The organism is Sphingobium sp. B2 (genome assembly GCF_007693735.1).
GTDB classification, from domain to species: Bacteria; Pseudomonadota; Alphaproteobacteria; order Sphingomonadales; family Sphingomonadaceae; genus Sphingobium; species Sphingobium xenophagum.
The window spans coordinates 1,608,186-1,620,565 of record NZ_VDBZ01000001.1; the positions used below are offsets into that span (position 1 = coordinate 1,608,186).

General features: G+C 61.5%; 19 protein-coding genes. All 19 read left to right on the plus strand.

Annotation, left to right across the window (positions count from 1 at the left end; translation table 11 throughout):
* Window positions 1-8: 8 nt before the first annotated feature.
* Complete coding sequence (locus FE851_RS07875; RefSeq protein ID WP_145201344.1) at window positions 9-398, plus strand: hypothetical protein; 390 nt, start codon at window positions 9-11, stop codon at window positions 396-398.
* A 22-nt stretch (window positions 399-420) separates the two neighbouring features.
* A complete protein-coding gene (locus FE851_RS07880; protein ID WP_145201347.1) occupies window positions 421-648 on the plus strand; it encodes a hypothetical protein in 228 nt (75 codons plus the stop codon).
* A complete protein-coding gene (locus FE851_RS07885) occupies window positions 645-869 on the plus strand; it encodes a hypothetical protein (protein ID WP_145201351.1) in 225 nt (74 codons plus the stop codon). Before FE851_RS07880 ends, FE851_RS07885 begins: the two co-directional genes overlap by 4 nt.
* The gene (locus FE851_RS27260) at window positions 862-1,392 is read left to right on the plus strand and encodes an NUMOD4 domain-containing protein (RefSeq protein ID WP_145201354.1); all 531 of its coding nucleotides are present in this window, start codon (window positions 862-864) and stop codon (window positions 1,390-1,392) included. The genes FE851_RS07885 and FE851_RS27260 overlap by 8 nt, the downstream gene beginning before the upstream one ends.
* Window positions 1,389-1,631 (plus strand): DUF2312 domain-containing protein, encoded by a 243-nt coding sequence (locus FE851_RS07895; RefSeq protein WP_145201357.1) that lies wholly within the window; start codon window positions 1,389-1,391, stop codon window positions 1,629-1,631. The genes FE851_RS27260 and FE851_RS07895 overlap by 4 nt, the downstream gene beginning before the upstream one ends.
* Before the next feature lie 72 nt (window positions 1,632-1,703).
* Window positions 1,704-2,057, plus strand: a complete 354-nt coding sequence (locus FE851_RS07900; protein ID WP_145201360.1) for a VRR-NUC domain-containing protein — start codon at window positions 1,704-1,706, stop codon at window positions 2,055-2,057.
* Complete coding sequence (locus tag FE851_RS07905; RefSeq protein ID WP_145201363.1) at window positions 2,054-2,704, plus strand: DnaT-like ssDNA-binding domain-containing protein; 651 nt, start codon at window positions 2,054-2,056, stop codon at window positions 2,702-2,704. Before FE851_RS07900 ends, FE851_RS07905 begins: the two co-directional genes overlap by 4 nt.
* Window positions 2,655-3,155: a hypothetical protein gene (locus FE851_RS07910; protein WP_145201366.1), complete on the plus strand. Its 501-nt coding sequence runs from the start codon at window positions 2,655-2,657 to the stop codon at window positions 3,153-3,155. The genes FE851_RS07905 and FE851_RS07910 overlap by 50 nt, the downstream gene beginning before the upstream one ends.
* 27 nt (window positions 3,156-3,182) lie before the next feature.
* A complete protein-coding gene (locus FE851_RS07915) occupies window positions 3,183-3,788 on the plus strand; it encodes a hypothetical protein (protein WP_145201369.1) in 606 nt (201 codons plus the stop codon).
* A 101-nt stretch (window positions 3,789-3,889) separates the two neighbouring features.
* Window positions 3,890-4,063, plus strand: a complete 174-nt coding sequence (locus FE851_RS26045) for a hypothetical protein (protein ID WP_186378863.1) — start codon at window positions 3,890-3,892, stop codon at window positions 4,061-4,063.
* 239 nt (window positions 4,064-4,302) lie between these two features.
* A complete protein-coding gene (locus FE851_RS07920) occupies window positions 4,303-4,791 on the plus strand; it encodes a terminase (RefSeq protein ID WP_145201372.1) in 489 nt (162 codons plus the stop codon).
* Window positions 4,757-6,751, plus strand: coding sequence for a phage terminase large subunit family protein (locus tag FE851_RS07925; protein ID WP_261370875.1), 1,995 nt, complete (start codon window positions 4,757-4,759; stop codon window positions 6,749-6,751). The genes FE851_RS07920 and FE851_RS07925 overlap by 35 nt, the downstream gene beginning before the upstream one ends.
* A gap of 1 nt (window position 6,752) precedes the next feature.
* On the plus strand, window positions 6,753-6,971 hold the full coding sequence (locus FE851_RS07930) for a phage head-tail joining protein (protein ID WP_145201375.1): 219 nt from the start codon (window positions 6,753-6,755) through the stop codon (window positions 6,969-6,971).
* Entirely contained in the window at window positions 6,971-8,500 is a 1,530-nt protein-coding gene (locus FE851_RS07935; protein ID WP_145201378.1) for a phage portal protein, read from the plus strand. The genes FE851_RS07930 and FE851_RS07935 overlap by 1 nt, the downstream gene beginning before the upstream one ends.
* Window positions 8,497-10,665: a ClpP-like prohead protease/major capsid protein fusion protein gene (locus tag FE851_RS07940; protein WP_145201381.1), complete on the plus strand. Its 2,169-nt coding sequence runs from the start codon at window positions 8,497-8,499 to the stop codon at window positions 10,663-10,665. Before FE851_RS07935 ends, FE851_RS07940 begins: the two co-directional genes overlap by 4 nt.
* Window positions 10,666-10,733: 68 nt before the next feature.
* A complete protein-coding gene (locus FE851_RS07945) occupies window positions 10,734-10,985 on the plus strand; it encodes a hypothetical protein (RefSeq protein ID WP_145201383.1) in 252 nt (83 codons plus the stop codon).
* A gap of 6 nt (window positions 10,986-10,991) precedes the next feature.
* A complete protein-coding gene (locus FE851_RS07950; RefSeq protein WP_145201386.1) occupies window positions 10,992-11,327 on the plus strand; it encodes a DUF2190 family protein in 336 nt (111 codons plus the stop codon).
* The gene (locus FE851_RS07955) at window positions 11,327-11,683 is read left to right on the plus strand and encodes a hypothetical protein (protein WP_145201389.1); all 357 of its coding nucleotides are present in this window, start codon (window positions 11,327-11,329) and stop codon (window positions 11,681-11,683) included. The genes FE851_RS07950 and FE851_RS07955 overlap by 1 nt, the downstream gene beginning before the upstream one ends.
* Window positions 11,680-12,363: a DUF6441 family protein gene (locus FE851_RS07960; protein ID WP_145201392.1), complete on the plus strand. Its 684-nt coding sequence runs from the start codon at window positions 11,680-11,682 to the stop codon at window positions 12,361-12,363. The genes FE851_RS07955 and FE851_RS07960 overlap by 4 nt, the downstream gene beginning before the upstream one ends.
* Window positions 12,364-12,380 lie beyond the last annotated feature (17 nt).

Below are 12,380 nucleotides of genomic sequence, written 5' to 3' on the forward strand. Positions count from 1 at the left end.
AGGAAGCGATGACAACATATACCGTAGACGTGACCGTCGAAGAGATGCTCGAGGTCCTGCAGAATGCCTGCGACCGTCGGGCCATCGCGAGTTTCGATGAGCTGCCAAAGTACCTCGAATTAGAAGTCGAGGCCCGGATTGGCACTGACCTGTTCCACGACGAGGCTGTCAACCTGGGTTATGTCCACGAGGACGACGCGTTGGACGGACTTGATCCGAACTTGCGCGATCTTACCGATGGCCTGCGATGCCTGCTCGAAGGTGACCGCCTTATGGCATCCGCGCTATTCTCCCGCGCCTTCGATGCGTGGCCTGACGCTGCTCGCGCCGTCGAAGATGTGCTGATGAGTAGGACTGTACGCGACCGCCGCCAGGGCGCTCTGGCATTGGCGGTCTGACATGCCACGGCGTCCACCATCGGTGACGAACGCGCGTCGCTACGCGCCGACGCAAGAGAAGCTGCCGCCTATCGGTGACGCGGAGCTAACCCTGCGCATTTGTGCCTACCGTGATGGGTGCGGTCGCCTGCGCGACGCTATCCGCAGGTTGGTGGAGCGCACGGCCGAGCGGCTGGATATCCCGGCCGACCACGCCGACCGGCCCATTGTGTTCGCCCGCGCATATCTCGGCATGGAGATCAGCGAGTGACGAGTGAGCCGGACCATGTGGAGCGCATGCGGCTGGAGGATGTCATCGCCCTTTGCCGCAAGCGCATGGAGCGGGCCGAGGCAAAGCTGCGCGCCGCAGTCACGGAAGACGACGAGGCTACGGCAGCGCTGATCATGGCCCAGGGTGACCTCGCTCGCTGGGACGTAGAACATCCCGACCCGCAGGGGTCACTATTCCCGGAGGGAAACACCAATGTCTGACGTTCGGGAGGTATGGCTTCCAGTCCCTGATTATGAGGGCCTGTACGAAGTCAGCAACTTGGGCCGGATACGTCGAGATCTGGAAGCACCTGCCCGCTCTTTGGGCGTTCCAGGCAAATGCATCGCGCCGGTTCTCACCGGTCGATACCTCATCGTTTCCCTCTCAAACCGGGGCGTGGTCAAGACGTGTCGCCTTCACCGGCTTGTTCTAACCGCTTTCTGCGGCGCTGAGCCGTTTGAGGGGGCTCAGGCCTGTCACAACGATGGCGACCCCGAGAACTGCGCATTGAGCAATCTGCGCTGGGGTACCGGCGTCGACAACCAGCATGATCGCATTCGGCATGGCACTGATATCAGGGGCGCTGACGTGTTCGGCGCAAAGCTTGACGATGATCGCGTCACGCAAATACGCCGCCGCCTCGAAAAAGGTGAGGTCAGCCGCACGATCGCTGAAGATTACGGAGTTTCCGTGTCCACCATCAGCCTAATCCGACGTAATCGAATTTGGAGACACGTAGCATGAGCGAAGGAAACGTAGCAGCTGACCAGTTGCGTTTATTGGTCGAGCGCATCGAAAGACTTGAATCGGAAAAGAAGGGTGTCGGTGACGACATCAAGGATGTCTACCTGGAGGGCAAGGCGACCGGCTACGATACGAAGATCATGCGCCAGATCATCAAGCTGCGCAAAATGCAGCCGCATGACCGGCAGGAGATGGAAGCCATCCTCCAGACCTATCTTGTTGCGCTGGGGATGGAATAGGCCACCGTGGCAGCATCATGGTTCAAAGCGCCGCGCACGACGAGCGGGCGAAAGCGATCGGCTACCGCTGGCATGGCAGAACGGCCCGTCCAGCGCGGCGCCATCCGCCTCCTCGCCATGCAGCGCATCGAGGCTGTGGCCGTTCCGAACGGCGCGCACCTTGCGGGCGATAAGCTGGCGCGCATCAAGCAGATGGCGGCGCTGCGCAAGGATGGCCTGCGCCCCGGCTTTCCCGACCTGATCCTGTTTGGCCGTCGGCAGCTGCAAATCGGCTTCATCGAGGTGAAGCGGGAGATCGGCAACGACCTGTCGGACGATCAGGAAGACTGGCGTGACATGCTTGTCGGCTGGGGCTTCCCCTGGGCGATGATACGCCAGCCGGAAGAGGCGCTTGATGCGGTGCGCGAGTGGGGATGGATCAAGTGAGTGTCATCGCGTCTGCATTGAAGCATATGCTCGCCGCAGGGATGCCTGCGGACGCGATCGTTGCAGCCGTGGCTGAAATGGAAGCCAGCATGGCCGTTCCATCAGATCCCGTGGCCGAAAAGCGCCGTGAATACGACCGTAATCGTAGGCGCGAAGAACGTGCGCGGGCGAAGCTGTCCACCGGACATCCGGTGGAGTCCGCCGACAAAGCGGACATTGCGGACAAGACCCCCTCTCCCGCCCCCTCCCCCTTCCTTCCCCCAAACCCCCAACCAACCCCCGCCCCCACCCACACCCCCGCGAAATCCGCACCCACGCGCAAGGGCACCCGGTTGCCGGATGATTGGGTGCCGGATCCAGTTATCGGTCCCACCGCCGACATGGTCGCTGGTTGGCCGCCAGGAGCGGTGGCGCGGGAACTGGAGAAGTTCCGGAATTACTGGATCGCCAAGCCCGGCAAGGACGGCGCGAAGACCAGCTGGCAACGAACATGGATCAACTGGCTAATACAGGCCGACGACAGGATTGGACGAAATGAACGCTCAAACCGCCATCAGTACCAGGACCGCGGCGGCAATCAGCTGGTCGGAGCCGGACTTGCCTTCGAAGCTGAACACGCTGCTCGATCAACGTCTTGGCCTCAATGACCTGCCTGTTGTCGGCCCGGTCAGCGCAGGCTATTTGCGCGCTTACGTCGCGGCGGCCGTGCCGCCGCAAGCGACCGAGTATCAGGTCAATCAGATGATGACCCGTGTCGCCAACATGATGCCCAGCCCGCGCGGCCTCACTCGGGAGCAGGCTGACGAGCGGATGATGCTGTACCGCCGCACTCTCAGCCGTCATGCATTGCCCGACCTTCAGGCTGCCTTCGATGTCATCCTGCGCCAATGCCGCTTTTTCCCGACCGTCGCGGAGATCGAAGAGATCGTCGCGCCGATCCGGGCAAAGCGCATGGCTCGCGCCAACCGGGCCAGCATGATTATCATGAAGCACGAGCGCGAATGGAAAGAACCCCAGCCGCTTCTGACGGCCGATGAAGCGGCGCGGCTGGGTCGCATCCTCGCCTCGCCTCTGGCGGGCGATGGTGAACAGCGGTAAGAACAAGAGAAGAACGGAGCGAGCATCATGGGTCGACGTCGGGCGGCAGCGAAGAGGCAAGAGCGGATCAATCACAACATCGTCGGTCCAACCGGCGAGCAGATGAGGCATGCGCAATATGGGCTGCAGGACATCGTCGACACGGTGCCCGGTGGCAAGTCCATCACCATTGGCAAGGCATACCGCCGGGAACCCTATTTCGAGGAGTTGGCGCGTCGAGAGGCAACAGGCATCAGCGCCGATGACCTGCGGTGCCTGCGCTACTATCGCAACCGCTATGAGGCAAGTCAGCGGTCGCCGGTTCGCTCGGTCCTCAACCGCGATGCTGGTGGTGGTCTGGGTGAAGGCCCTATGCTTGCCGCCCTCATGTCATCATCGGACCATCAGTTTCTTGAGGTCGGCATTGGCGCCCTCGTCCACACGCTCCGCGCCGTGGCGCTGGAGGACAAGAGCTATGCCCAGGTCGCAATAGCGCGATGGGGAAGCAGAGAGCAGCAGTGGATCGTCAAGGGCGAGTTCAAGACCAAGATCGTACCGAAGTCTGGTAGGCATGCGGGCATCATCCGCGAGGAGTTCCTGCAGGCGCTGGCGCGCCTGACGACCTGCGCATTGCCCTACATTCGAACTGGATAGGGTATTGCGCCGGGGTGCCACCTGTGGCACATATCACGGCATAGGAATTGCGCCCGGAGCCAGACGGCTTTCGGGCGCTTGTCATATCCGGAGCACATTATGTGATCCAAGCGCCCTCACCTGCTGATCAGATGGAACGGCTTGCAGGCGAGTTGCATATGCTGGCCTTCGACATGCGTGAGCCGTCGCGGTCCATCGGTCGGGCGGAGCGGATCATCAGCGAGGTGGAGCGCATTGTGTCTGAGGCACGGGCCGTGGTGCGCGGGAGGGGCTGACGTCGCCGAGTATTCAAATCGTGGCGCCCAGCCCTGCCACCAGCAGGCGGATGGCGTAACATTGTTGCGCGACGACGTAACGAACCACCCCACCCCTTGGGTCCTTTCCGGCCAATGAGGAAGTACGGGGGGCAAAGGCTCAGAAGCTCGCTAGCCACAAAAACCGCCTTAGTTCTTCCTCCCTCAAGTAATAAACTACGGTTTTATGCGGGTTTCACAGTAATCGACCAGGGAAGCGCATGGACATCGACCTGAACGAGCCGACCCGGCCGCACCTCGCCGCCCTGTTTGGATGCTCAAGTCGCTGGATCGGTGAATTGCGGTCGAAGGGCGATCTTCCCGCCGACGGCGCGAGCTGGGCTGAGAACCTTGAAGCCTACGTCAACATCAAGATCGGGCGGCATGATCCCGATAGCCTCGACCTGGAATCGGAGCGCGCCCGCCTCGCCAAGGAACAGGCAGATGGCAAGGCGATGGATAACGCCGAGCGCCGCAAGGAGCTGGCGTCGCGCACTGACATGATCGCCGCCGGCGCAGGCGTCATCATCATGGCCGTGTCCCGGCTTCAACAGATCGGCGCGCAGGTTGCCCAGGGTGACACGAAACTGCGCAAGAGGATCGAAACCGCCATCAATGACGTGCTGACAGATCTCAGCATGACGCGCATCGAGGAGGCGGTCGGCGGGGGCTTGGATGACGAGGAAGCCCCAGGAGACGAAGGCGACTGAGGCATTGCGGGTCACGAGCGTCGATGGCGCGATCGTTGCCCAGCACTGGCTTTCAGCGTTCGCACCAAAGATCAGGCCGAAGCTGTCGCAGTTCATGTGCGACCATGCCAGATCGGACGACGGCGCCAAAATCCGGCCGTTCCCTTTTCAGTCGGACATGGCGGATGCCTTTACCGACCCGGAAACATCGCAGGTATCGGTCCGCAAGAGCAGCCGGATCGGCTATTCGACCATTCTGCAATCCTTCGTCGCATGGCGCATCAAGTATGATCCGGCGCGCACGCTCATTTACCAGCCGACGATCGATGACGCTGAAAAGTTCAGCCGCGACGATCTCGATCCGGTGCTTCAATGGCCCGTGGTTCGAACGGTCGCACAGTTCAAGCCGCGGCATTCGGACAACCAGATCCGCGCAAAGCGGTACAAGGGCGGCTGGATACAGATCAAGGGCGCGAACAGCCCGAAAGAGTTTCGGCGCGTCACATCCGACGACGTCTTTCTGGAAGAATGTGACGGTTATCCGTGGGCCTCAAAGGAGGAAGGCGACCCGGCCCGTCTTGCCTATAAGCGCAATCTGACATCACCCCGGCGCTTCAGTGCGGCTGGCTCGACGCCCAAGGTCAAAGGCTTCAGCCGCATCGATGCGATGTTCGAGCAGGGCAGCCAAGAATATCGGTACGTCCCCTGCCCCGATTGCGGCCACATGCAGACGCTGGTTTTCGGCGACGGCACAGGCCCTGGCATCAGGTGGGCACCGAGGGAAAATCCGACCCGCGCTTGGTATCAGTGCGAGAACGGCTGCGAAATTTCCGAGGCTGAGAAGCCTTGGATGGATGAGAATGGCGAGTGGCGCGCACATAATCCAGGTGCCTTCCCTCGTCACCGCTCGTTCCACATCTGGGCCGCCTACAGTCAGCATCCCGGCGCCGCATGGCTGGAGATCGCCCGCGAGTTCATGGAGGTCCGCAAGGATCCCAACCTGCTCCGCACCTTCGTCAATCAGGTTCTGGGAGAGGCATGGGCCGAGCGCGGCGAGGCACCGGAATGGCAGCGTCTCTATGACCGGCGGGAGAAGGGTATGCGATTGGGCACCCCGCCAGCATGGGCCGGACTGCTAATTGGCGCGGCAGATGTCCAGCGGGGCGGCGGTGGTCGCATCGACATGGACATCTGGGCATTTGGGCCAGGCAAGAAGCGCGCGTTTGTCGAGCGTGTGGAAGTTTTCGGCCCGATTGCCGACAAGCGCACTTGGGCCAAGCTCGATCAGGAAGTCGCTCGAACTTGGGAAGCGGAAGACGGTCGTCAGTTGAGGCTCGCGCGAGTGGCTGTCGATTCCGGAGACGGCGAGAATACCATGGAGGTCTATCAGTGGGCGCGCCGCCATCCTGGCTTTGCCATGGCAGTGAAGGGGCGCGAAAGCATCGCCGCACAGCAGGCGATCGGCTCGCCCACCTGGCAGGATGTCACTGTCAACGGCCGCAAACTGAAGCGCGGCGTCCGCCTGTGGAACATCGGCACGTCGATGTTGAAAATGGAGCTCTACGGCCAGCTTGGACTGGATAAGCCTGTCGACGGCGAAGAGTATCCGGACGGCTACATTTACCTGCCAGACGGGCTTGGTGATGAATGGATCAAGCAGCTGGTCGCTGAAGAACTTCGGTTCGTGAAGCTGCGCAACGGCGGTGTGCGTCGTGAATGGCACAAAGTTAGGGATCGAAACGAAGCGCTCGACAACGCCATCTATGCCCGCGCCATCTCTGTCAGTCTGGGCATTGATCAATGGAAGCCTAAGCAGTGGGCGCGGGCCATGGGCGAGCATGTCGTTCCAAGGGGCACAGATGCCGACGGGCGGAATGCTGATCCCTCCGCTGAGCCTACCGCAACACAGCCCAACAAACCCAAAACCGAGCGCCGCGTGAAGCCGCGCCGGGATAACCCTTACACGAGCAGGAGGCGGTAGCATGACGACCTGGACCACGTCCGACCTCGTAACGGTCCGATCTGCCATTGCCTCCGGCCTTCGCTCTGTGACTTTCGCCGACGGCCGCAAGACTGAATATCAGTCACTGGATCAACTGCTTGCCGCAGAGCGGGTCATCGAAGCTGCGCTGAAGATGCAGGCGCAGGCGGTGGGCGGGATTAATCGGCGTCGCACACCCTACTATCGAAACGGTCTGTAATGCCGAGCTTTATCGACCGCCTACTAGGCCGCGGCGGCAAGGATAGTGCGGATGCGGGCAAAGCAAAGCCCGTCCGCCAGCGCATTCGCACGGCTCAACGCGCAGAATATGACGGCGCGACCGTTGGCCGTCGCGCAGCTGGATGGCGTCGCACCCGGCTGGACGCAAATGGCGAGCTGACCCCGGCCACCCAAATGGCGCTGCGCGGGATTGCCCGTGATCTCGATCGAAACAATCCCTGGGCAACCTCGGGCGCAAACAAAATTGCCGAGCATATTGTGGGCACGGGCATCACGTTTCAGGTCTACCGCAATGGTGTGGTCGACACGGTTCTGAACGACCTGGCGCGCAAGCACTTCGATACTACCAATTGCGACGCGGCCGGACGGCAAGACCTCTATGGCATCCAGTTGCAGGCAGCGCGGACGATCGTTGTCAGTGGCAGCGTGCTGCTGCGCCGTCGGTGGCGTCGAAAGAGTGACCGCCTCCCCCTGCCCATGCAGCTTCAACTGCTGGAGCCTGACTATATCGACGGCTCGCGCCATGGGCCGATGGCAGCGTCGCCCGGCACCACTGCCGGGTATTTCGTCCATGGCATCCAATTCAGCCCGCTCGGGCGTCGCGAAGGCTATTGGCTGTATAACACGCATCCGGGTTCGACGCGGCCCAGCGATAGCGCGTCTACCTATGTTCTCGATCGTGACGTTGCCCACGTCTTCCGTGCCGACCGGCCCGAGCAGGAGCATGGCGCAACGTGGTTCGCGCCAGTCATCCTCAGGCTGAAGGACTTCGGGGATTACGAAGACGCGCAACTGACGCGCCAGAAAATCGCCTCTGCCTTCGCCGGCTTTGTCAGCGGTGACGATGACGGTCAGTTCCCTGGCATCGGCAATGATGAAGACGACGAGGACGACCCCGCTGACCGCGAACCGCTAGACTTCGTTGAAAGCGGCACGGTCCAATATCTGCGTCCAGGCGAAGAGATAACCTTCCCGTCGCCACCTACTGTCGACGGTTACATGGACTATTCCCGCGTGTCGCATCTTGCGATCGCCGCGGGGCTCGGTGTGCCAGTAGAAATACTGACAGGCGACCTATCTAAGGTCAGTTTCATTTCGGGCAGACTGGGTCGCCTGACATTCAAGCGTTCGGTGGACACATGGCAATGGCTCATGTTCATCCGGCAATTCTGCGCCTCAGTAGAACGCTGGTTCATCGAAGCGGCTGAGATGGAGGGGCACGACGTAACCGGCGTCTCCATGCGCTGGACGCCTCCCAAGCACGAGATGCTAGACCCGGCCAGTGAAGTGCCCGCGAACCGTGACGCGGTACGGTCTGGGCAGAAAACGCACAGTCAGGTCATCCGCGAGAATGGCGATGACCCCGACACCTTCTTCGCTGAGCTGGCGGCCGACATGAAGCGGCTCGATGACCTGGGCATCATTCTAGACAGCGACCCGCGTCGCGTCACCCAGGTCGGCAACTCTGTGCAGATACCAAATGCGGATCAGAGGAACCCTGCGAAATGATCGAAATCCTGATTTATGGGATCGTCGGCGATGAATGGGACGGCCTGGACGCTAAGACCATCTTCGCCCTGATCGCCGGCGGCGACGGAGATATCGTCGTTCGCATCAACTCGCCGGGCGGCTACGTCATGGAGGGCCTTGCCATCTTCAACGCCATTGTCGGCGCGAAGGCGGCGGGACGGAAGGTCACTGTCCATATCGACGGCCTTGCCGCCTCGATGGCATCGGTGATCGCCATGGCGGGCGATGAAATCATCATGGCCGACAACGCGCTGATGATGATTCACAATCCCTGGGATGTTGCGATCGGCGATGCGCGGGAACTGCGCGCCGCAGCTGACAAGCTCGATATCATCCGCGATCAGCTGGTGCGCATCTATTCGGGTCAGACCGGCATTTCCGCCGAAGATCTGATCGCGATGCTCGATGCGGAGACCTGGCTCACATCCGAGCAGGCCCTCGAGCAGAATTTCATCACGTCCGTATCGGAAGCGTCGAGCGCTTCCGCCTGCGACGTCAAAGCATTCGGGTTCAAGCATGTGCCCGATAGCCCGCTCATCTCCGCAATGGCGATGGCGCGCACCACCCCGACGGCGCCCGCGCCAAAGACCAAGGACAATTCCATGAACCTTTATCAGACCCGCGCGGCGCTGGTTGCCGCGATCGCCAAGTTCCAGAAGGACGGCGGCACCCAGGAAGAGATCGACAAGATCCGCAATTCCGCCATAGCGCTCGACGCGAAGGACGCCCTGCCCGCCACCGGCGCGCTGGCAATGTCGCCGGCGACCACGCCGACCGACACCTCGGTGACCGCCCTCACCGCCGCCGATGTCCAGAACGCCGTCGCCACCGAACGCGCCCGTGTTGCCGGCATCCGCAATCTCGGCACCAAGCACGGGATGGAGGCCGCGTTTATCGATGAATTGATCAATTCCGACACGACGCTTGCCGTCGCTCGGGAAAAGATCCTCGACAAGCTCGCTGAACAGGGCGACGCTGCTAATATCGGCCATAACAGCCCCGCCCGAGTCACCACCGACCAGCGCGAAAAGTTCATCGAAGGCGCAACCAACTGGATCCTCGTGAAGGCCGGAGTCGCGCCCATGATCGAGCAGGCTGCCGCCGCGCGCGGCGAAACCTTGCGCATCGATCCTGGCGAGTTCCGCGGCGTGCGCAACGTAGATCTGGCACGCGAAGCCCTGTCGAACATGGGCGTCAACATTGCATCGCGCGATCCCGATGCAATCGTGCGGGAAGCAATGACTGCACGGGGCGCAGTGATCACACAGACGACCAGCGACTTCCCCGTCCTGTTCGAGAATGCGATCCATCGCACTCTGCAGGCCGCCTATGCGATCACGCCGGACACCTGGTCGCGCTTCTGCGGCACCGGTACGGTAACGGACTTCCGTGACCACAGCCGCTACCTGCGTGGCAGCTTCGGCGTGCTCGACAACGTCAACGACGCTGGCGAGTTCAAGAACAAGCCGATCCCCGACCTGGCCAAGGAGAAAATCCGCGCGACCACCAAGGGGAACATCATCAACCTGTCGCGCCAGGCGATCGTCAATGACGATATGGAAGTGTTTTCCGGCCTCGCCGTCGATCTGGGGCGTGCCGCAAAGCTGACGATCGAAATCGATGTCTATGCGCTGCTCAACTCCAATCCATTGATGAACGATAACGTTGCCCTGTTCCACGCGAGCCATGGCAATCTTGCCGGCGCGGGTGCCGCGCCCAGCATGGCCGCATTCGATGCGATCGATGCAGCTATGGGTGCGCAGAAGGATATCAGCGGAAACGAGTATCTTGAAATCACGCCTAGCGTGCTGCTGGTGCCCCGTGGCCTGCGCGGCGCCGCATTGACGATCAATGGCAGCGAATACGATCCCGATGCCGTCAACAAGCTCCAGAAGCCCAATATCGTGAAGGGCATGTTCAGCGACATCGTGGCGACGCAGCGGATCACCGGCACGGCTTATTACGCCTTTGCGGATCCGAACGTTGCTCCGGCGATCGAGGTTGTGTTCCTCAACGGGGTCACCGAGCCCTTCACCGAAAGTCAGGACGGCTGGAGGGTCGATGGCGTCGAATGGAAGGTGCGGCACGACTATGGCGTTGGCGCGGTGAACTACCGCTCCGCTTACAAGCAGCCGGGGGCATAACCGTCGGGGGACATTGAGGCGATGGCGGACGCGACTTCGGTCGCGCCGGCTATACCAGGAGACCATCCATGAAGTTCATCAAACTTACCACCGCCGCTCACGTCAACGGCGTGTTGCGTCATCCGCATGAGGGTGTCCTGCATGTCTCCAATGAGGAGGCGGAGCGCGTCATCGAAAATGGCGGCGCGATCGATGTGTCGGATGATTTTTCCGACCAGCAGGACGAGGAAGCGCCTGCAGAATCCATCACCACCGATGCCGACAGGGGCGCGCCAAACCGGCGTGCTGCCAAGCCTGCGGCCGAAACCGCAAAGGAGTAAGCCGCGATGGCACGCAACTATGTTCAGCCGGGGGAAACCCTGACCTTCACCGCACCGTACGCCGTCGCAGCAGGCGGCGGCTTCCTGGTTGGCGTTCAATTCGCCGTTGCCCTGACCGATGCCGCCAATGGCGCCTCGGTTGAAGGTCGGGTCAAGGATGTCTGGGACCTTACAAAGGCAACTGGCGAAGCCTGGACGGCGTTCGCCAAAGTCTATTGGGACAATACCAATAAGCGCCTTACGACCACGTCGGCGGGCAACACCTATGTTGGCGTATCGGTCCAGGCGGCCGCGTCCGCCGATACCGTCGGGCGCGTCAAGCTCAACGGCACTCCCGCATAATGCCCGATCCGTTCGCTTCGGCGCTGGACGCCATATTCACGGCGCCTGGCTCCGAAGCGGCGGAACACACCTCCATTTTCGGGGTGAAGACATCTGGCGTCCGCGTAATCAGGTCGCGCAACGACCAGTTGGCGCGGCTCGGCGACGCACCCATCATCACCGGCACGCACCTTATCGAAGTCCGCAAATCCCAGCTGCCGGAACTGCGCGAAGGCGATACGATCATCGTCGGGCAGATCGGAGAAGATGATATCTTCACGCCGGTAGAGGAACTGGTTTTGACCGGGGAGCCCGTGGGAGATACCGAGAATCTGACATGGACGATCGGTGCAGAGCCGGTTGATGCATCGCGATGAGGATCACCGCTGAATATCGGCCCGGTTCGCTCACCAAGCTGCTGGACGTCATCGAGGGCGAGATCGCTGATGATGTCACCCAGATCATGCGCGAAGAAACGCGTGATCTCACCATGGATTATCGCCAGCAAGTGCGTGACGCGGGCATGGGCAGTCGCCTCGCCAACACATGGCGCGCAGAAGTCTATCCAATGGGTGGGCGGTCACTCAATCCGGCGGGCTATATCTGGTCGAATGCGCCAGCCATTATCGACGCCTTTGCGCGAGGCGCACATGTTCGCCCGGTCAACGGCGCGAAGTGGCTGTGGATACCGACCAAAAGCGTACCGCGTCGCCGCCGCGCTGGCGCATACGTGTCATCGATCGGAAAGCGCGCGCATGGCACGGCAATGACGCCCGAGGAGGTAGAGCTGCATTTCAATGCGGAACTTCGACTGGCGTTTGAGGGTGGCAAGGGCTTTGCTTTCATTGACGTCGTATCGGGCCTGCAAGGCGGCTATCGTCCTGCCACGGCAGGCAGGCTCAAAGGTCGCCGCGGCTTAGCGCCACGTCGCCAAAAGCCCGTGCTGATGTTCACACTCGTGCGCGGCGTGAAGATGCCCAAGCTCTTGGACCTGCAAGGCCCGGCGGACAAAGCGGCCGCCCGTGTCGCGCAACGTATTCGTTCACGTTGGGGATGATCGATGTCGAAACGTCA